Annotated in this window: 16 protein-coding genes; 12 read left to right on the top strand and 4 right to left on the bottom strand. The window is 48.3% G+C overall.

The window, feature by feature from the left end; all coding sequences use genetic code 11:
- The first annotated feature begins 62 nt into the window (after positions 1–62).
- The 3 genes from K9W43_06025 to K9W43_06015 all read left to right on the top strand — a co-directional run bounded on the left by K9W43_06025 (position 63) and on the right by K9W43_06015 (position 1,760).
- On the top strand, positions 63–485 hold the full coding sequence (locus K9W43_06025) for an SCP2 sterol-binding domain-containing protein (protein ID MCF2136786.1): 423 nt from the start codon (positions 63–65) through the stop codon (positions 483–485).
- Between the two features lie 13 nt (positions 486–498).
- Complete coding sequence (locus K9W43_06020) at positions 499–1,467, top strand: MBL fold metallo-hydrolase (protein MCF2136785.1); 969 nt, start codon at positions 499–501, stop codon at positions 1,465–1,467.
- 83 nt (positions 1,468–1,550) lie between these two features.
- Entirely contained in the window at positions 1,551–1,760 is a 210-nt protein-coding gene (locus tag K9W43_06015) for a DUF1858 domain-containing protein (protein MCF2136784.1), read from the top strand.
- Positions 1,761–1,767: 7 nt separating this feature from the next.
- Here the strand turns inward: K9W43_06015 and panB are convergent, their stop codons facing one another.
- The 3 genes from panB to K9W43_06000 form a co-directional block, all read right to left on the bottom strand.
- The gene (panB, locus tag K9W43_06010) at positions 1,768–2,628 is read right to left on the bottom strand and encodes a 3-methyl-2-oxobutanoate hydroxymethyltransferase (protein MCF2136783.1); all 861 of its coding nucleotides are present in this window, start codon (positions 2,626–2,628) and stop codon (positions 1,768–1,770) included.
- Between the two features lie 75 nt (positions 2,629–2,703).
- Positions 2,704–4,677, bottom strand: coding sequence for a hypothetical protein (locus K9W43_06005; protein ID MCF2136782.1), 1,974 nt, complete (start codon positions 4,675–4,677; stop codon positions 2,704–2,706).
- A gap of 8 nt (positions 4,678–4,685) precedes the next feature.
- Entirely contained in the window at positions 4,686–7,598 is a 2,913-nt protein-coding gene (locus K9W43_06000; GenBank protein ID MCF2136781.1) for a cation-transporting P-type ATPase, read from the bottom strand.
- Positions 7,599–7,778: 180 nt separating this feature from the next.
- Here K9W43_06000 and K9W43_05995 point away from each other — a divergent pair, with 180 nt between their 5' ends.
- The 7 genes from K9W43_05995 (at position 7,779) to K9W43_05965 (ending at position 15,799) form a co-directional block, all read left to right on the top strand.
- Complete coding sequence (locus K9W43_05995) at positions 7,779–9,752, top strand: S8 family serine peptidase (protein MCF2136780.1); 1,974 nt, start codon at positions 7,779–7,781, stop codon at positions 9,750–9,752.
- Between the two features lie 276 nt (positions 9,753–10,028).
- Positions 10,029–11,252 carry an MFS transporter gene (locus tag K9W43_05990; GenBank protein MCF2136779.1) on the top strand — a complete coding sequence of 408 codons (1,224 nt, stop codon included), beginning with the start codon at positions 10,029–10,031 and terminating at the stop codon, positions 11,250–11,252.
- A 138-nt stretch (positions 11,253–11,390) separates the two neighbouring features.
- Complete coding sequence (locus K9W43_05985) at positions 11,391–11,609, top strand: hypothetical protein (protein ID MCF2136778.1); 219 nt, start codon at positions 11,391–11,393, stop codon at positions 11,607–11,609.
- A 120-nt stretch (positions 11,610–11,729) separates the two neighbouring features.
- Positions 11,730–12,158 (top strand): hypothetical protein, encoded by a 429-nt coding sequence (locus tag K9W43_05980; protein ID MCF2136777.1) that lies wholly within the window; start codon positions 11,730–11,732, stop codon positions 12,156–12,158.
- 45 nt (positions 12,159–12,203) lie between these two features.
- The gene (locus K9W43_05975) at positions 12,204–12,857 is read left to right on the top strand and encodes a tetratricopeptide repeat protein (GenBank protein MCF2136776.1); all 654 of its coding nucleotides are present in this window, start codon (positions 12,204–12,206) and stop codon (positions 12,855–12,857) included.
- Between the two features lie 52 nt (positions 12,858–12,909).
- Positions 12,910–13,467 (top strand): tetratricopeptide repeat protein, encoded by a 558-nt coding sequence (locus K9W43_05970; GenBank protein ID MCF2136775.1) that lies wholly within the window; start codon positions 12,910–12,912, stop codon positions 13,465–13,467.
- Between the two features lie 34 nt (positions 13,468–13,501).
- Positions 13,502–15,799 (top strand): alpha-galactosidase, encoded by a 2,298-nt coding sequence (locus K9W43_05965; protein MCF2136774.1) that lies wholly within the window; start codon positions 13,502–13,504, stop codon positions 15,797–15,799.
- Here the strand turns inward: K9W43_05965 and K9W43_05960 are convergent, their stop codons facing one another.
- Positions 15,800–16,711, bottom strand: coding sequence for a fumarylacetoacetate hydrolase family protein (locus tag K9W43_05960; GenBank protein MCF2136773.1), 912 nt, complete (start codon positions 16,709–16,711; stop codon positions 15,800–15,802).
- Positions 16,712–16,924: 213 nt separating this feature from the next.
- On the opposite strand from K9W43_05960, the gene K9W43_05955 reads away from it, so the two are divergent.
- Together K9W43_05955 and K9W43_05950 are read left to right on the top strand one after the other, a co-directional pair.
- Positions 16,925–17,254 carry a hypothetical protein gene (locus tag K9W43_05955; GenBank protein MCF2136772.1) on the top strand — a complete coding sequence of 110 codons (330 nt, stop codon included), beginning with the start codon at positions 16,925–16,927 and terminating at the stop codon, positions 17,252–17,254.
- Between the two features lie 12 nt (positions 17,255–17,266).
- Positions 17,267–18,418, top strand: a complete 1,152-nt coding sequence (locus K9W43_05950; protein MCF2136771.1) for an isocitrate/isopropylmalate dehydrogenase family protein — start codon at positions 17,267–17,269, stop codon at positions 18,416–18,418.
- The last annotated feature ends 5 nt before the right edge of the window (positions 18,419–18,423 follow it).

Below are 18,423 nucleotides of genomic sequence, written 5' to 3'. Positions count from 1 at the left end.
AATCGAAAAACGTAACGTTTCTATCTGGCCGTACACGTATATGTAGCAGTGAGGAAAACGCAATGCCATTTTACGAGAGTGCAGAACAGTTCAAAGAGGTATTCACGCGCTTTTGGGAGAAGGCCCAAGAGCATAAAGAGATTATGGCCAAGATGAAGAAGTCGCCATTCATTGTACGTTTTGATATTGTCCAGCCAGATGTCCAGCTCACAATTGATTTCAAGAACCCCGGGCCTGATGGAGAACTTGGGACAATCTCCTTTGACTCGACCGTGGAACCAGAGATTGTTGTGTGGAGCACTTCTGAGACCACAAACAAGTTCTGGCAGGGCAAGTTGAACGTGACCGTGGCAATGGCACGAGGCCAAGTCAAGATGCAGGGATCGATAGCAAAGGCGTTGGGGCTGCTATCGAAGATCAAGCCGCTCTACAAGATCTATCCCGAGGTTCTAAAGGAACTCGGACTCGAACACATGGTTCTTTGAAGAGGTCAGCATTGTGTGGAACATCAAGACAGTGGACACCGCGGAGACCACAATTGTTGTTGACAACATGATAGGCGGAGCAAAGGACGAAGCAGGGCAGATCACCTTTCCAACAGACTGGGTGGGTGAGAGAGGCAATCCCCGGTACCTGTGGGCAGGCCACGGTCTATCAGTCTTAGTCCGTGCCACAGTGGATCAGGTGACAAAGACCGTTCTCTACGATACCGGACCGTCAGATGAGCTCATCGCCCATAATTTTGCATCACTCGATTTGGATACCAGCACGATAGATGAGATTGTCATGTCCCACGGCCATTGGGATCATTTTGGTGGCCTCCGCTGGATTCTCGAGCAGACAGGATCACGGCACATCCCTGTCCATGTACATCCACGAATGTTTCATTCTCGATCAGTAGCTAGAAGAGCCGATGTAGAAAAGCGAAGATTGCTTCCTGATATTTTGTCCGAACAGGAGATTCAGAATCTCGGAGGCGAATTGATCTTTAGTCGAGACCCCGAACTTCTACAAGAGGACATGTTCTTGGTGAGTGGAGAAGTCCCACGAAATACGCCGTATGAACTGGGATACTCTGGCCACGAGATACTTATCGATGGCAAGTGGGAGGACGACCAGCAAATCATAGATGACAGATGCCTAATTCTTAACGTGCGTGATCGAGGCCTAGTGATCATCTCAGGGTGTAGTCACGCGGGTATCGTGAATATGACCCGACATGCAATCCGATTGACCGGCGAGAAGAGAATAGCAGCCGTCGTCGGTGGACTTCACCTCTCAGGGGCCAGCAGCGACAAGATAGAAGCAACAATACAGGATCTATCCAGATTGGACCCAGAGATCCTTTTGGTGGGCCACTGTACAGGATGGCGAGCACTCAAGGCTTTTGCTGATGCCGTACCAAAGAGATTATTTCCATCAGCAGTTGGGACAAGACTGAGCATCCGTTCAGACAAGAGTACCTGACACTCGGAAGCGGAGCCAATAACACAATGCATAAATACACATCCCAGATACTTTACAATAGTTAACTCAATAGGCTGAGAACAATGAACGAACAGACGATCACCAAGGATATGAGCATCACTGAAGTCGTAATGAAATGGCCTGACACTGTCAGTACATTCATGGAGTATGGCCTTCATTGTGTTGGATGTATTGCAGCACGATTTGAGAATATCGAGCAAGGCGCTGCGGTACACGGGATTCCCGTTGACGATCTCATTACCGCGCTAAACAGAACAGTAGAAGCAGAATAATAATCAATTATTCCTCGGTCGGCTTTGCTCGTCCGTAGAGCCGACCCGACTCTTCTTCTGACATCTCAAAACTATGTTCCTTATCAGGGAACTTGCCAGACCGAACATCGTCGGTATAGGCCGAGACCGCCTCTGTGATGACACGACGAATATTGGCATATTGCTTGACAAACTTCGGCTTGAAGTCCTCAAACAACCCAAGTAAATCCCATAGGACCAAGACCTGCCCATCACAGTATGGGCCGGCACCAATACCAATTGTGGGGATATCAACAGACTCTGTGATCATCTTTGCGGTCTCAGATGGGACTAGCTCGATGACCAGAGAGAACACGCCAGCCTCTTCCAGCCTCTTAGCATCCTCGACCAGCTTTCGAGTTGCCTCCGCAGTACGACCTTGAACACGATAGCCTCCGAACTCAAAGACGGACTGAGGAGTAAGTCCTATGTGGCCCATGACGGGAATGCCCGCATCAACAACTGCACGAACGGTCTCAACAACGGGACCACCGCCTTCAAGCTTCACGGCCTCTGCACCACCCTCCTGCAACATTCTTGCACAGTTCTCAAGTGCCTGCTCAACACTGACCTTGTAAGTCATGAAGGGCATATCACCAACAACAAGACTACGGGGATTACCACGTCTGACAGCAGCGCAATGATGAATGACATCATCAAGAGTAACAGGGATCGTACTCTCGTAGCCGAGAAGGGAGTTACCTACAGAATCACCGACAAGAATGATATCCACGCCACTCTCACTTAGGATCTGAGCAGTGGGAGCGTCATACGCAGTGAGCATGACGATCTTCTTACCTTTCTTTTTCATCGTGCGGATCTTGTAAGTCGTGACTCGAGCCACAGGAATCTCCACAATATAGGAAGCGGTTCGGCTATATATGAAGTTCCTTCAATAGATATATAGAGTATATACAAATGGGATTCAGGCCGACGGAACAGCAATGAAGAGATCACGTGACTTTATGTAGGCACCCTTTAGAAAGACTCGAAGAAGGTGCAGGGCGGCCCGACGGCGAATATTGTATTTCTTTGCGAATTCAGTGACAGGGATCTGACCTGTGCTTGCCAAAGGCTCAATGACCTTCTTGACCCAGTCGGTGCGTACAACACACTGTGCCGCGTCAACGAGCGTTTCGGTATCAAGCAATCTCCGTTCAAGTAGAGACACTAGAGTCTTGTAATCGATCCCTGAACTCTCAGCGACCTTAGCAAGATCGGCAACCCCGTTGTCATCAAGGCGCTTTCGTATGTACTTCAGTATTCCTGCAATCGAGACACGCGCTCCATGATTGGTCTCAACAGCATCAACCGCCAGTGAATCAACAAGACGCTCAACCACGGACACATCAAGCCCTAGTCGATGGGCCTCCTTCTCGGGATCAATGACCCCTTTAGCAATGAATCGCTTACGAAGGTCTTCACGCAAGATACGCTCAGGAACCAAGCGGCCATCATGGGTCTGATATGCCGACGACTCGACATTTGCAATAAGTGCAACCGCGACCCCGATCTCAACATTGAATTCACGTGCCACATATTCTGGAGAGACCGACTCCCCCGACTCGATCTTTGCATTGATTCTATCGCGGGCCCACTGCAAGGAGAGAAGGTCTCCAGAGGTGGTCGTGGTCGTCTTGATGCCGAAACGTTTGATCAGGACTCGAACATCCACACGGGAGAGACCCCACTCCTTCTCAATCAAATCCAGTGGAATGATACCTTGGTCGTTGATGAGATCAAGCAGCCAGTCACGGAAGAATCTTAGTGAGATGTATCGGCCATCGGCGACACGGCGGTACTCCTCCTCTGAACGAAGAACCTGAACAACAAGACGCGGATCGATTCCCAACAGGTCTGCAATGTCCTCCGGATGGGCCCAGCCAGACATGCGTATGCTTGCATCCACCTGCCGGCGGATGTAATCAAGGGTTACAGCCTCACCACTAGTGGTCTCTATGATCTGACGGTCAATATTCCGTAGAATCTTGAGCAACGAATCGTGCGAGAGGCCAAAATGCTCAGATGCCTCATTAAGATCAACAATGCCATTTCGCTCAATGCGGTCGCTCAGATATTCTTCCACCGTGTGAAGAGGGATGAGACCACCATCAGTAGCAGTAATAGTCTTCCAATCTAACCGTTTGAGTAACCGAAAGAGATCGTCGATTGACACACCAATCGCAGTCGCAGCCTCTTCTGGATTCAATCGGCCTTCAGAGAGAACCATCCGCTCTAAGAGCACGCGGACCCAGTCAGTCGAGGCGAGTACATCGTCAGAGACCTCAATGATGTCCCAGCCCCAAGAATAGACCATCTCGATCAGATCAGATTGCTCAGCACCAAGACGCTGCGCCTCATTCTTGATATCGATACGGCCTTGAAATTGAAGATCGTCATGAAAGCGACTCTTGAGGTATGACACGACTACATAATCCCCCGTCCTCGTCCGTATGATATCGATCCCCTCACTCTTCGCGATAGCCTCAATCAGATTTGCCACAGTTGCATCAGACAGGCTCCACATATCGGCCTCTTGAGCAGTTCTGACAATAGAATCGTCATGTATCAACCGACGGAGGCGTTCCCGTAGAAGAGGAGCAGATACTACAGTCGTACCGGTAAAACCCAGTATGGCATCATTGCAGAGACCGATGATCCCTCTGAGAGCGCCAGTATCCAGACGGGGCTTTCGAAGGAGCGTACGCAGATCGGCAAGTGATACAGTCATCTGGTCAAGAAGCAACAGGTCGATCTTTCGAGCCGCTTTTCGTCGGTCATTCAAGACCATGAAGAGGACTGCCAACATGATCGTGCCGGCTAGAGCAAGGCCAAGAACGACCTGAAGGAACGGGTCGGAGAGTGCGGCCAATTGAAGCAGGCATGTTCGTATCGTCATAGCGTGTGTCACAGCGTTACATTGTTACGTCTCAACATGCGTTTGTAAAGCTCCATACCAACAATTGCAGGCAGTGCCAGCAGTATGCAGATGAGCCAGTCGTACCATGTCAACGGCACAAAGAAGAATCTGAGACCGACCGAGTCAAGAATCTCCTGTGCGGGATATAGATACATCAGGCCAAGGTGCGCGATATAGATCAGGCCAAGGAGGATGGCAAACCTGTATGTCCCAGGCTCCCGTAGTGATTTGCTCAGAGGCATGTTAATCCTCCGAATGATCAGTACGATAGTGCTCTCCAGTAGAAGAAGCACAGTGAGCATCATTACTGTTGCCTTCATTGGACGATTGACTATCGAGTAGAAGCCAGTCCCATTCTCAGGATAGATGTCCACAATGCCAAGCCAGCCAGTATAAGTGAGGAAGTAGGCCATCGCTGCTCCAAAGGCCATAAGGATTACATTTAGGATCATGTATCGAGCAAGAGGTCCTGTGATGATCTCCTCGCTATCACGAGGCTCTTCGTCCATTACATGTGGGGAGGTCTTATCGAACACTAAAGCAAGACCCGGGAAAGAATGCGTTGTGACTATCAAGTAAAGGCTTTGCCAAGGTGCCAACATCTGGACAGTACTCGGTAAGAAAAACATCGCCCCAAAAAAGATAATGCTCTCAAACAGGTTGATAGCAATATAGAAGTACACCATCATGCGGATCTTCGTAAAGAGCCCACGACCCTCTTTTACACCAGTGACAATTGATGCAAAACTGTCATCGGTTATTATAAGGTCAGCTGCTTCTTTTGCAACATCAGTGCCAGTAATACCCATTGCAACACCTGCATCACTCATTGCAAGAGCGAGCGCATCGTTGACACCATCACCAGTCATCGAAACAACTTTGCCTTGCGCCTGATAGCGTTCAACGATCACCTGCTTGTGCTCGGGATTGACACGGGCGAATACGTTGACACGGGCAAACTCTGCGTCAGATAGATCAGCTATCTGATTACCCTCAACAACAAGCGAGTCCGGACCCATGATGTTCAGGTCTTTCGCAATCGTCCTTGCAGTGGCTGCAGCATCACCAGTAATCATTACAACATCAATTCCTGCACTGTGGCAGGCATCGACTGCCTCACGAACCCCATCTCGCGGTGGGTCCACAATACAGGTGAAACCAACATAGATGAGGTCGCGTTCCGTTGCGGATCGAGCATCAGATCCTGTAGGTAACGAGGTTGCTTCCCGATAAGCAAGAGAAATGACACGATAACCCTGCTCAGCAAAACCCTGAGCAAGTCGATTGATTCGGTCATGTTCTGCGGGAGTAAGAGGCTTGGGGCCAGAGGGGCTGTGTACTGATCGACAGAGCGGGAGAAGGACTTCTGTTGCGCCCTTTGTAAAGATCGTATAGTTGCCATTATTACGACACACTTTGGACATCCGTTTCAATTCTGATTCGAACGGGAACTCCAAGACGATCTCGTACTGTTTACGAATCTGAGCCTCATCTAGACCACTCTTTCTGAACAGGGCCAGCAATGCTGCATCAGTGGGATCTCCGACAGGGGTCCACACGGTCTCATCCTTTGAAACGGGTCGCTGAATAATCTCGGAGTCATTATTAATCCCGCCACAGACAATAAGGGTATAGAGTCCTTTCCATCCGTATACATCACTGACAAGTACCTTATCCTCCGAATTGTATCGGTCAGGCATGTCCGGATTGCGTACGCGATAAATCTCTCCGCGCGGTTCATATCCGTCCCCAGTGACTGCATAGAGATTCTCTGTGTCCCAGCAATATTTGACCGTCATTTGGTTCCGTGTCATGGTCCCGGTCTTGTCAGAACAGATCACACTGACTCGACCCAGACTCTCAACGGCTGATAGGTCGCGGATGATGACCCCATGTTTGGCCATTGCTAGAACCCCAGTGAGGAGCACAATGGTAGTGAGCAAGGGGATATTGATGGGCATAATGGTCATTGCACGAGTGATTCCTTCAGTGACATGAGCAGCAATTATGTCCACTGCAAATGAGATTGGAAACTGCTCGATAATCGGAGTGACAAAGATTCGCCAAGAGATTGAAACGAAGAGAAGAATAATCGCAGCAATGCCTAGGTATTTGGCCAACAGATTGACCTTTTTACGGAGGGGAATATCACCAGTATTGAGAGACTCTAATGAACCTTGGATCTTACCAATTTCGGTATCACGCCCAGTGGTCGTCACAACTGCTCTTGCAACACCAGTAGCAACATATGTGCCCAAGAAGACCATGTTACGCATATCGGTCAGAGGTGCATCAGGCGATACTACTGCATCAGCATGTTTGGCTACAGGCACGCTCTCTCCTGTCAAAGATGCCTCGTTTGTAGCAAAATTTGTACTGACAAGTATTCGAGCATCAGCAGGGATTCGATCGCCCTGCTCAAGTTTGATAATATCCCCAGGGACAATCTCAACAGGATCGACTTGTACATCTGACCCCTCTCGTACGACACGAGACTCCCCAGCAGATAGCTTCTCTAATGCCTCTAGTTTCTTTTGCGCCCTGAATTGCTGGAAGATAGCCACCAGACAGTTAACAATCACAACTGACAACCAGAGCATTGCCTGCCCAATCCGGTTATCAGTCGAAGGAACCAACCATGCAATAATGAGCAGTGCAAAGGAGCTAATCAGATAGATTGTAATCAGCCAGTTGAGGATTGGCGCAAGGTATACCTTCCAAAAACTGCCTTTCGCCTTTGGGATAGTGTTAGGGCCGTATCGCTCTAGACGAGACTTGACCTCATTATGTGAGAGACCTCGCTCAGGGTCAACAGAGAGCGTCTTCAAGACTTCATCAATTTGCATAGAGGGAAAGTGAACACTGGGTGATGCATGAGTAGTGGCTTCTTGCTTCGACAAGGCTAGTACCCCTTCGTAGGATTCAATGACGACGTGACTCTAAATAAATGAACTTGTAATTAATGGTTCAGTTCACAAATAACAACAACCAACATCTCTTTTGAAGCTTTTCCGAACAACATCCCTAGCCTATAAATTCATCAAGAAATGAACAATGAGTGACGATAGGTAATCTCAGAGATGACTAGCATGATCCACGCCTGGGAAATTGAAAACGTGCCACGAAAAACGGAAAAATCTGGCACCCTTAAGGGAATTGCCATATTAATTGTATTAATTATTCTCGCATCGACTCTGACGGCAATACTCGCACCGGAATTGCCAAACATTATCGGGTCACAGAAAGACGGTGTACGTGTTGCCGTGATCGACACCGGTGTGAACGCCGATGAACTACCATTTGGTTCGGTAGTTGCATCAAAGAGCTTCATCCTCCCTCAATATGGGTACGATGTGGCCGATACCAGTACTGCCGACTCCGAACCGGAGAGAGTACCTCACGGGACACTGGTCTCGAACACGATCCTCTCAAGTTCCACAAGTGCTGTGATTGTCAATGCAAAGACCATATCTGATGAGGGGAGCGCCACCTCTGCTGCAATTGTCGCAGCGATCTATTGGGCCATTGAAGAGAATTGCAGTGTCATTAACCTTAGTCTTGGATCATCACCAACTCTTGGAGATCCGATGCGTGATGCGATCAATTACGCAGTGAACCATGGAGTTGTAGTGGTCTCTTCGGCAGGAAATGAGGGCGACAGTGGTACGGCAGGATCGTCAGTAGGAGCTCCTGCATTGTTCGAAAATGTGATTGCTGTTGGAGCTCTAGATGAACTGGGGAAGCCTGCACAGTATTCCAGCACGGGGCCAACAAGAGAACCCATTATGAAACCAGATATCATGGCAACAGGATACGTGAGCACAAGTAGTGCGATCTATTACGGAACAAGTTTCTCATCACCCCGAATTGCAGGACGAGTGGCAGACTTGATAAAATATTGCAAGGACCATGGCATCGCATATACTCCCGGGCTCATTAAGGCGGCCCTGATGAAATCGGCTACCCGGATGGCATATCCGGAATATGTGGTCGGTGCGGGAAAGGTCAATTATACCAAAGCACTTCAAATCATCGGTTCCTTCAGTCAGTCATCTGAGGTCCCGGCCCTCACGTATGTCCACCCCAAACAACTCCCTATTGATTACGAACGCCTATTTTATAATGATAATTACTCGTTTGGCGTCCAGATCATCAATAGTAAGCATATGCAGTATACAGTCGATATCACTACGACAACACCGTCCGTATTTCATATGCCATCAACCGTTGAAGTAAATCAGACAGCCATCATTCCCCTCGAGATCCATGTTCCCTCATCGGGCCCAACAATCTTTGCTGCAAATATCACATTTGCAAGTGGGGTTTCAACCGACTATCTTCAGATTTCGTTTACGGCCGCTGAGGCGAGTGCTCACGTTGCACTAGATGTCAGTCGCTCTGCGTGGTCAATTGATACCCATTATGGGCAGTTCAGAGAGTTCTACAAGCTATTGGTGAAGAACTCAATCTCTGTCACAGAGTTTGCCCAGGGCACGACCATTACGGAGAACCTGCTCAACCGATATGATGCGGTCCTCATCCTCGATCCCTGTACGTGGGGTACAAACGAGACCGACCCATTACATCCCAAAGCGTACTCTTTGAGATACACACAAGATGAGATACGAGCATATGAGAGCTACTTCAATAATTCCGGGGGCATATTTGTTGCCGGACTGGATAACAAGAGCATAAACGTCTCAGCAGTAAATGAATTACTCTCATGGAGCGGGTTCGCGTTAGGGACCCACAGAATTCCAAGCTCGGGAGATGCTGTGAAAGTGATCAATCTCACAATACATTCGATAACTGCTGGCGTCACAGGCTTCGATTTTGTGGGAGCAAATCTCACTTTACCTGAAAATGCCACGAGCCTAGCAACCTACAAGTCCGTAGTCACACTCGGGGCCATGGAACGATCCGGAGGCGGCCGGTTGGTCGTCACAGGCACCAACTTCTTCATAGATAATTGGGGTCTCTCTGGCAAATACGAGGCGAATGGCGATAAGACAATAGCACTCCAGATTGTACTATGGCTCATGAACAAGCTCTGAAACCAAGTGTATCAATGAGCACGAACCTTGCTGAGAGTCGGAAGCTTTTAAGGCAGGAAACGTAATAAAAAGTACAAACTCTGAGTCGAATTCGGATAAGCTGATGATGCGATCTCTCGTGTCATCAGTTTACCGTACCTTTTTTTGTAAACCACTAATAGCAGCTCAGAGACTACAATTTTGGAACAGAGACGGTGTATATTGTAACAATCGCCAGATTTAACAAATAGTTCTCGGCGCCACACCCCACTCCACACCAGCAAAGGCGATTGACAATTGGCGACTATCACAAAGGCCTCATATGCAGTGTTAGCAGCATGCACAATAGCTCATTTCCTTAATCACATCTTCACAGGTGCACTGTCACCATTTCTACCAGTCATAAAGGAAGAGCTATCCCTCAACCTCACACAGGTAGGGATCATCTCCAGTGCAGCAATCGTCACCATGACAATAACGCATCTGCTAGTAGGATATCTTGCGGATAAGGGGTGGCGTGACATCTTTATCCCCTTGAGCGTTCTCCTAGCTTCAATAGTTGTACTCTTCACAAGCTTCGCCACGACCTTCGTCATTCTTGTCATCATGCAATCGCTTCTTGGAGTTGGAGCAGCAGGATATCATCCCTCAGCATTCCCAGCGATCTCGGATCGGTTCCCAAAAGGAGCACGGGCCAAGGCGGTCGGCACTCAGGCGATGGGGGGACTTGTGGGAATGGCAAGCATCCCATTCCTTGGGGTAGTCTTGCTTGTCACTCTTGGAACATGGCAGGCTTCACTCATAGCACTTGGAATTCTGGGATTGATCCTCTTCGTTGTGACCGCGATGCTGATGCGGTTTTCATTTGAGTACACTCGCAACAATCCTGAAATCGAGGAGGAACCAGATGGCGAAGAGGGATGGACACGTAATTATGTGCTTGCGATGATCCTCTCAGGCCTCAGGGGAATTCCCTTTCGCTGCACAAATCTCTTGATGCCTGTGTATCTCGTCATGAGCTACGGATATGCACCTCTATGGGCGGGTTCATTGACCACACTAATGTTGGGCACAGGGCTTGTTGGCGAGTTAATTTCTGGAGCAGTATCAGATAGAGTGCAACGTCGGACGCCATTTATTATATTATCACCATTACTGATGGCCCCGGCGATCTTGTTGCTCAACTTCTCACTGGAACCGATTCCCTTGGTCCTCGTATTAATGACCATTGGATTTGTCTATTATTTTGGCGTTCCACCGTATCAGGCATATCAGACTGAGATCTCACCACGCAATCAAAAAGGATTGGCCTTTGGACTCATATTTTCCATCGGTGCGATTCCAGGGGCTCTGTCACCAATTGCATTTGGATGGATAGGGGATACATATGGACTCTCAGCCTCAATTCTCTTCCTTGTTATTGTATCAATAATGGCCGCTATTGTTGCCATGACCCTCAGGGAACAACCACATGACAAACAGGACTCCACAGTCAAAGACATTCAAGTCGAACCAATATAAATAGTATAATATTATTGTTTACTAGATAATTTCTTCTCCGAAGAGAATACAAGCAAGATTCTCTTTTATTGAATTAAGCACTGCATAAAATGTTGGTGACAGCTTGTAAGAGCTGCACAGACCAACAGGCGAGTAACAATGGCCGAAGCACCAAAACCAACTAAAGTAGATAAATTGAAGGCTGGACAAAAAGCATGGAAAGCAGGTGTCGCAGCAGTAGCGAGATTTAAATTTATAACACCTGAGGAAAAAGCAGAGCTTGCCAAACGCTTCGACGAGCAGTTCAAGGCTGCAATAGCTGAAGAAAAGGCAAAGCTAAAGGCCAAAGCTAAGAAAGCTAAGAAAGCTAAAAAGTAGGTTGGGGGGCCTTTATCCCCCCTTGTCTTTTTTTTTGATGGAACCTCATTGCTCAATCATGTATGTCTACAGAAGAGTCAATAATGAGATCGCACCTTCCGAGCCTTATGGTGAATCAACATGCGTAACGCGAAAGAATTCATAATGTGTCTAATCGCAGGAATCCTGTTGATCTCTATTGGAGCCGTTGGAGGAATTGGAGTCTTTGCATTCCTGAGTTATGTTTCAACCAACTCCAGTCTTGAAGCACTTGTACCAATCGTTAACATTATTCTCTACATTCTGATTTTCATTGCAGGACTTGGAGGTATTGGAGTCATAATTGGCGGCTATCTCATGACAACTCAGAGATTTGGCACAGGCAAATTTGTTGTAGGAATAGCCGTAGGTATGGGAATCATCGGCCTCATCATCCAGATTACCACGGTCTTGTTCCAATCCGGCGTTCAAGGGATAGTCGACTTCATAGGAGTCACTGCTCTATCGACTGGTGGGATCGGTATAATTTTGACAATCATTGCCAGGAGAACAGCAAAGAAACCAGAATAGAACACTTCGCAAGTCTTATCCGAGAATACACCGTCTGATAGTACAATGTCTACTAGCAATGATGAAGAAATGACCCGGGCGGTGCGTCTCATCAAACAGGGTCTCTACGACGACGCGATTAAGATTCTTCAGGATATCGTCGAAAAAGACCCACATCGGATCGAGGCGTGGTACAACCTTGGTGTGGCACTTCTTGAGGCCGAGAGAGAAGAAGATGCCATAAAGGCATTCGACGAGGCTCTTGCCATCGATAACGAGATCTTTGAGATCTGGTTCAACAAGGCCACTGCGCTTTATTATTTATCTGATTTTAAGGGAGCGAAACAGTGCTACGAACGTGCCCTAGAGATCAATCCGGATGATGCGGAGGCATGGAACAATCTAGGAAATTGCCACTCCCGACTTGGAGAGGGGCAAGAGGCGATCAAGGCATACACACGCGCAGTCGCGGCCAAGCCTGACTACGCAGAGGCATTTTATAACAAGGCCAATGCTCACTTTATCGAGGAGGAATTTGACAAGGCCGTTGCCTATGCGGACCTTGCGATCGAGCTTGATCCAAGTCTTGTCGAACGAGTGAGTCAATGGATAGATGTCGCTCGAAGACATCTTGAGGCAAAGAAGGAAGATAGAGAATACAGAGAGAAGAAAGGCTCACAAAGTAGACTGCTCGCCGAGCTAGAAGAGAACGACAACTAGGAATTCATAGAATCTAAAAGGCACTGATTCTCAAAATGTATCGGTGGAACTATTGGCTCTTGAGACCGAACAACCCGCTCCTAAGAAGGGAATCAGTCAGCAACGATTATTGATGGCCATTACTGCGATCGTCATTATTGGTGGACTCTTTTATGCAGCTCTCGCAGGATGGGGAATCGTCCCGGGTGAACCGCTTGGAATCATCGGATTCATCATGCTGGTCTTGTCAATACTCTTTCTTGGTGCGGCATGCCTGTTTATTGGAAGACTCACATCAAAGATGCCCGAGTACGGAGAGATGGAAAATAAATATAATGAGGCCATGACGTATTATGAAGCTGGGGACTGGGAGGAGGCATTGACAATATTCAAGGATCTCATGGGCACTGAGATGGATCATAAGAGAGCGCTCTATTACGCTGCGCGGTGCTGTGAGAACCTCGAGAGGTGGGAAGAGGTCAAGACGTACATCAAGCGATACTTGACACTACAACCAAAAGATCGAGAAGCGTGGGAATTATTGGCGAAGGCTCACAAGAAATTCTTTGAGTATGAAGAGGCAGAGGCTGCTCAGGAACGTGCTGAAAAGCTTCCGCCACGTGGAAAATGAGAAGGCACGCCAAGGTATCACGGAGTGAGTGAACATGGCCGAGTTTGGTGAGATATGTAAAGTGGAACTGAGTTCGGACAAGGTGCAGCTCAGTAACGATCTCATCACACTCACCTATGATACACAACGAGGACATTTTACGCTCACCAGTCTGGACAAGAAGATCACATACTTCTCACGTGCCTATTTTCTTGTTCACACAGGGAGGCAGGTCTACAGTTCACGCAACATGATCTTTCGAAGACTTGACTCGATCGATCTTAAGACAGAACAGGGCCCAGTAAAGGCCGTAGTCCTCAAACTCCAGAGTGCCGACAAAAAATCGGAGATCCATGTGCGTCTGAGTCTGTGGAGAGGCCTCAAAGGCTATACAGCGGTAGTCCAATTTAAGAACAAGAGCAAAGACCCTGAAGTCATACATTCCATAGAGCCATTTGTGATTGATACCGAAAATGATCTGCAAATATTCACAGGAACTTCTGAGTCAGATCTAAGAGTCTTCAAAAATGGGTTTCACTCGTGGGAATTGACACAGGCCAAGACTATCGAGCCCGGAGAGAATACAAGTCATATCTTCTCGGTCATCCATAATATCAGCTCTAGAAATAGTATCGCCCTTGGATTTGTGACCAATGAAAAGCAACTGACAACAATCTCAATGCTTGGTTCCGAAGATCACCCGCCCGCTATGATCCAAGTTCTGGCAAGTTGCGCAGCAGACAATCTACCAGTGGACACTCAAAATAGTGTGATGTCAGAAGAATTGCTTGTACTGGTAGGCTCTAACCCTGTTGAGATGATCAGGGAATATGCACAGATCACGGCCTCTAAGATGAAGGCTGTCACATGGGACAATATCCCGACGGGGTGGTGCAGCTGGTACTTCTATTATACAATGCCAGACCAGTATGAGATTATTCAAAATGCGGATGTCCTTCAGAAACGGTTCCCACAGATGCAGTGGGTACAGCTCGACGACGGGTATCAGCGAGCAGTTGGAGACTGGGTCGAGAATGACCGATTCAGCAATTCACTTGCAAACCTTGTTGAGAAAATAGAGGCCCGAGGCTTCAAGGCAGGAATCTGGACCGCCCCATTTATCGCCTCTAAAAATTCGAACCTGTATAGGGACAAACCACACTGGTTTATTCGCGACCGCAACAACAATCCTATTCCCGTCGGGGACAATCCACTATGGTACGGTGAGTATTACGCACTCGATTTCACAAATCCCGCAGTGATACAACACATCAGAAACCTCTTCATCCGTCTCAAGAGCTACGGCTTCGACTATTTCAAGATCGATTTTCTATATCATGCAACTCAAGAAGGAGTACGACATGACGAGTCCCAGACTCGTGCGCAGGCACTGAGAAACGGGCTTGTCGCAATAAGAGAGGCTGTTGGGGACTCGCTCATATTGGGTTGTGGGGCACCTCTTGGACAGTGCATAGGGATCACCAACATGATGCGGATAGGGACAGATATTGCCACTGCTTGGAGAACAGATTGGGGTGGTGGAGTCTATGAGTGCAGCATCAATACAATGACTCGTGCCTTTATGCACGATACGTGGTGGATAAACGATCCAGATTGCATTCTTGTACGACAAGATGATAACGACCTCTCCCTTGAGGAGATCCGTCTATGGTTGACAGTTGTTGCATTAAGCGGTGGGGCCATCCTGTTGAGTGATCGACTTGAAGAGGTGGCTGAAGAACGATTGAGCCTTGTTGACAAGTTACTTCCACCGTATCGGAGAGGCGCTGTGGCAATCGATGCCTTTGTTGAACCTGAGCCTCGTGTCTTCGCCCTGAAGATTGCCACTCCACTTGGTGAATGGGCCGTCGTGGCAACCTTGAATCTTTCTGAGAAGGAAATCTCTGTCCAGTTCGACCTGCCATCAGTTGGGCTTCATGAGACCGTCCCCCATCATGTGTTCGAGTTTTGGACACAGCAGTATGAGGGAACCGTCGAGGAATCAATGAAGGTGACGGGTCTCAGACCTCACACCTGCCGACTCTTTGTGATTCGACCAGAGATGGAGACCCCAATGATTCTCAGCACGAGCATACATTTCACTCAGGGAGCTGTCGAGCTGAAGGATCAAAAATGGGATTCCGCAAAGAACGAACTGAGTGTGTTCGTGACAACAGATACACGACACGAAGAAGCGGTATTCATTGTCTTTGGCCCACACTGGAGACCTAAACGTGGTTCAATAAACGATGAGCCGATCAGACTTGACAAGGTTGCTCCAGAAGTCATCGCAATAAGACGCCAGTTCAAGGCCGGACAGGAGATCACCGTCACCTTTGATAGAAGAGAGTAATCATCTAGACTCGACGATGCGGTTGCGTAGATGACCGATCTTCTCGATGAAGAGATCCATCTCGTCACCGGGCTGGAGATATTCAGGAGGGTCTCGTGCGAAACCTACGCCGGATGGTGTCCCGGTGGCAATGACATCACCAGGTTCTAATGTGAACGCCTGTGATAGATACTCGATGATATGAGGCACATCAAATAGCAGGTCGGAGGTTGTGGAGTCCTGTTTGATGGTACCATTGATCTTCGAATAGAGCCGCAGCCCAGAGCCGTCTCCAAGCTCATCAGTTGTGACGATCACAGGCCCCATTGGGCAGAAGCCATCAAGTGACTTTGCGCGCACCCATTGGCCATCCCGCTTCTGAAGATCACGTGCGCTCAAGTCGTTTATGATCGTATAACCAGCCACATAGTCAAGAGCGTCATTAGAGGAGACCTGTTTGCAGGTCTTGCCAATAACAACACCTAACTCAACCTCCCAGTCAAGTCTACGTGTCAGGGAAGGATAGGGGATATCGTCTTCAGGATGAACGACAGCTGATGGAAATTTGGCAAAGATGACGGGGAACTCAGGAACCTCTCTGCCAGTCTCTTGGATGTGGCTCTTGTAGTTTAACCCTAATGCGATGATCTTGCCGGGCCGTATGATCGGGGCCAAGATCTTCACCTCTGAGAGGTCTAAAGCGTTGACGCGCTCAGAAGAGGTGTCATCTCTTAATGCAACAAGAAGGTCTTGTACCACAGATACACCATCAGGCCAACGTAAGAGCTCGATCATTGTTCGTGGAAAATCACGACCATACCTCCCCTCAGCCAGACCATACTGGGAGGCCAACATAGGAATATCGTAGAGATTGGACTCGTGAATAATACCAATAGACATGTCTCCCAGATGGGCATACGATACAAGATGCATAATCATCGAATCTCACGGACTGATTTATCCATACTGGTGTAACACTTGTTCAACAGTGATAAATGAAAAATATAATACAAACAGGCATACCACTTCACTCTCGGCCGACAAGAATCGACTCCTCTGACGGAGAAGATATCTACCTGAAGAGCGTGAAAAGAGGCAGACCTATTGATTTATTCGTGATAATGCAAAATATAGTGGTGGTGAAAAATGAGCGCTGAACGTTCTCTTGATGAGCTACCGAATGAGGTGTTCATACCTCTGGGCAGACGAGGCATGGAGGGAATCCCCCTCAAAGAGTGCACCTATGCCTGTGACGGTGATGAACTGGAACTTATTGAAGTGACTACTGAACCCAACGAGATCACCAACCATGGACTGGAACCGGTCATTGAGGACTGGCGTGTGGAGTGCACCAAGTGCCACAGACAATTCACCATCCGCTGTAAGATACGATATCTTGATGGAACGAGAGTTGACACGATGGTCAGTATCATTGATGACCATGGGAATGATCTGGGTTGGCTTGGAAACTATTAGGTGACTGAACTGATGGGAAAATATCGCATCGCTGTAATTCCGGGGGATGGCATCGGCAAAGAAGTGATCCCTCAATCTGTACGGGCCATAAGAGCCGCCTTGGAAGAGACAAACGGTCTCCAACTTGACTTTATGGACATAGAGGCAGGGGGAGAGTATTATCTCAAGACCCAGCGTGAGTGGAGCGAGGAAGCAGAACAGTTCGTCAAGAGAGAGGCTGATGCGATACTTCTTGGAGCGGTCGGTGCAATAGATGGACATGGTAATACCGTACGCCTACCGGATGGTAACTTGGCAGGATATCATGTGGTCATTGGCCTCAGATTCGATCTGGACCTCTATGCTAATGTGAGACCTGTGAGATTACTTGAGGGCGTACCGACCCCGCTAGCTCGAAAGACCCATAGAGATATCGACATGGTGATCGTGAGAGAGAATACGGAGGGTCTCTACACCCCGGCACGCGGAACCTTAGCAAGGGGTGGTGAACCCGAGATCGCAATCGACACACGAGTCATCACTCACAAGGGGTCGGCCCGAGTCATAGAACAGGCATTCAAGATTGCAGAGGCAAGAAAGGGTAGACCGGCCGACGGAAAGAGAATGGTCACCTGTGTTGACAAGAGCAATTTACTTGCTGGTTGTCAGCTCTTCAGGTACACCTTCGATCAGGTAGCAAGTAGATACTCGAACATCTCCAGAGACTACGCATATGTTGATGCATGGACTCAGTGGTGCATTCGAAGGCCTGAGAGCTTTGATGTCGTTGTAGCACCGAATGCCTTTGGCGATATCATCACAGATCTTGGAGCGGCGATTCAGGGCGGTCTCGGAATGGCACCAGCAGGAAATATCGGGGACTCGAAGGGAGTCTTTGAGCCAGTTCATGGGTCAGCCCCGAAACACTATGGAGAGAATACCGCCAACCCAATCGCTTCCATATTGGCTGGCTCGATGATGCTTGAGTGGCTGGGCGATCAAAACAAAGATGACCATTGCAAGCAGGCCGCACAACTGATCGTGGATGCTGTTGCTCAGGTTCTCCGAGAGGGCACAATTAGAACGTACGATCTCTGTGTGGGCGACTGGGAACAGGTAACGCCTTCATCGACCATACAGGTGACTAATGCAGTGATAAAGACCATTGCGGACATAACAGATTAAGGTGA

The sequence above is a fragment of the Candidatus Thorarchaeota archaeon genome (assembly GCA_021498125.1).
In the GTDB taxonomy this organism is placed as follows: Archaea; Asgardarchaeota; Thorarchaeia; order Thorarchaeales; family Thorarchaeaceae; genus B65-G9.
Note: the sequence above shows the minus strand (reverse complement) of the source record. Positions and strands in the feature narration are given on the sequence as shown.

Bases quoted from the DNA above. Each gene is read 5' to 3' on its own strand.
- K9W43_06025 (MCF2136786.1), top strand. From the start codon at position 63: ATGCCATTTTACGAGAGTGCAGAACAGTTCAAAGAGGTATTCACGCGC.
- K9W43_06015 (MCF2136784.1), top strand. From the start codon at position 1,551: ATGAACGAACAGACGATCACCAAGGATATGAGCATCACTGAAGTCGTA.
- K9W43_06005 (MCF2136782.1), bottom strand. From the start codon at position 4,677: ATGACGATACGAACATGCCTGCTTCAATTGGCCGCACTCTCCGACCCG.
- K9W43_05995 (MCF2136780.1), top strand. From the start codon at position 7,779: ATGACTAGCATGATCCACGCCTGGGAAATTGAAAACGTGCCACGAAAA.
- K9W43_05985 (MCF2136778.1), top strand. From the start codon at position 11,391: ATGGCCGAAGCACCAAAACCAACTAAAGTAGATAAATTGAAGGCTGGA.
- K9W43_05980 (MCF2136777.1), top strand. From the start codon at position 11,730: ATGCGTAACGCGAAAGAATTCATAATGTGTCTAATCGCAGGAATCCTG.
- K9W43_05975 (MCF2136776.1), top strand. From the start codon at position 12,204: ATGTCTACTAGCAATGATGAAGAAATGACCCGGGCGGTGCGTCTCATC.
- K9W43_05965 (MCF2136774.1), top strand. From the start codon at position 13,502: ATGGCCGAGTTTGGTGAGATATGTAAAGTGGAACTGAGTTCGGACAAG.
- K9W43_05960 (MCF2136773.1), bottom strand. From the start codon at position 16,711: ATGCATCTTGTATCGTATGCCCATCTGGGAGACATGTCTATTGGTATT.
- K9W43_05955 (MCF2136772.1), top strand. From the start codon at position 16,925: ATGAGCGCTGAACGTTCTCTTGATGAGCTACCGAATGAGGTGTTCATA.
- K9W43_05950 (MCF2136771.1), top strand. From the start codon at position 17,267: ATGGGAAAATATCGCATCGCTGTAATTCCGGGGGATGGCATCGGCAAA.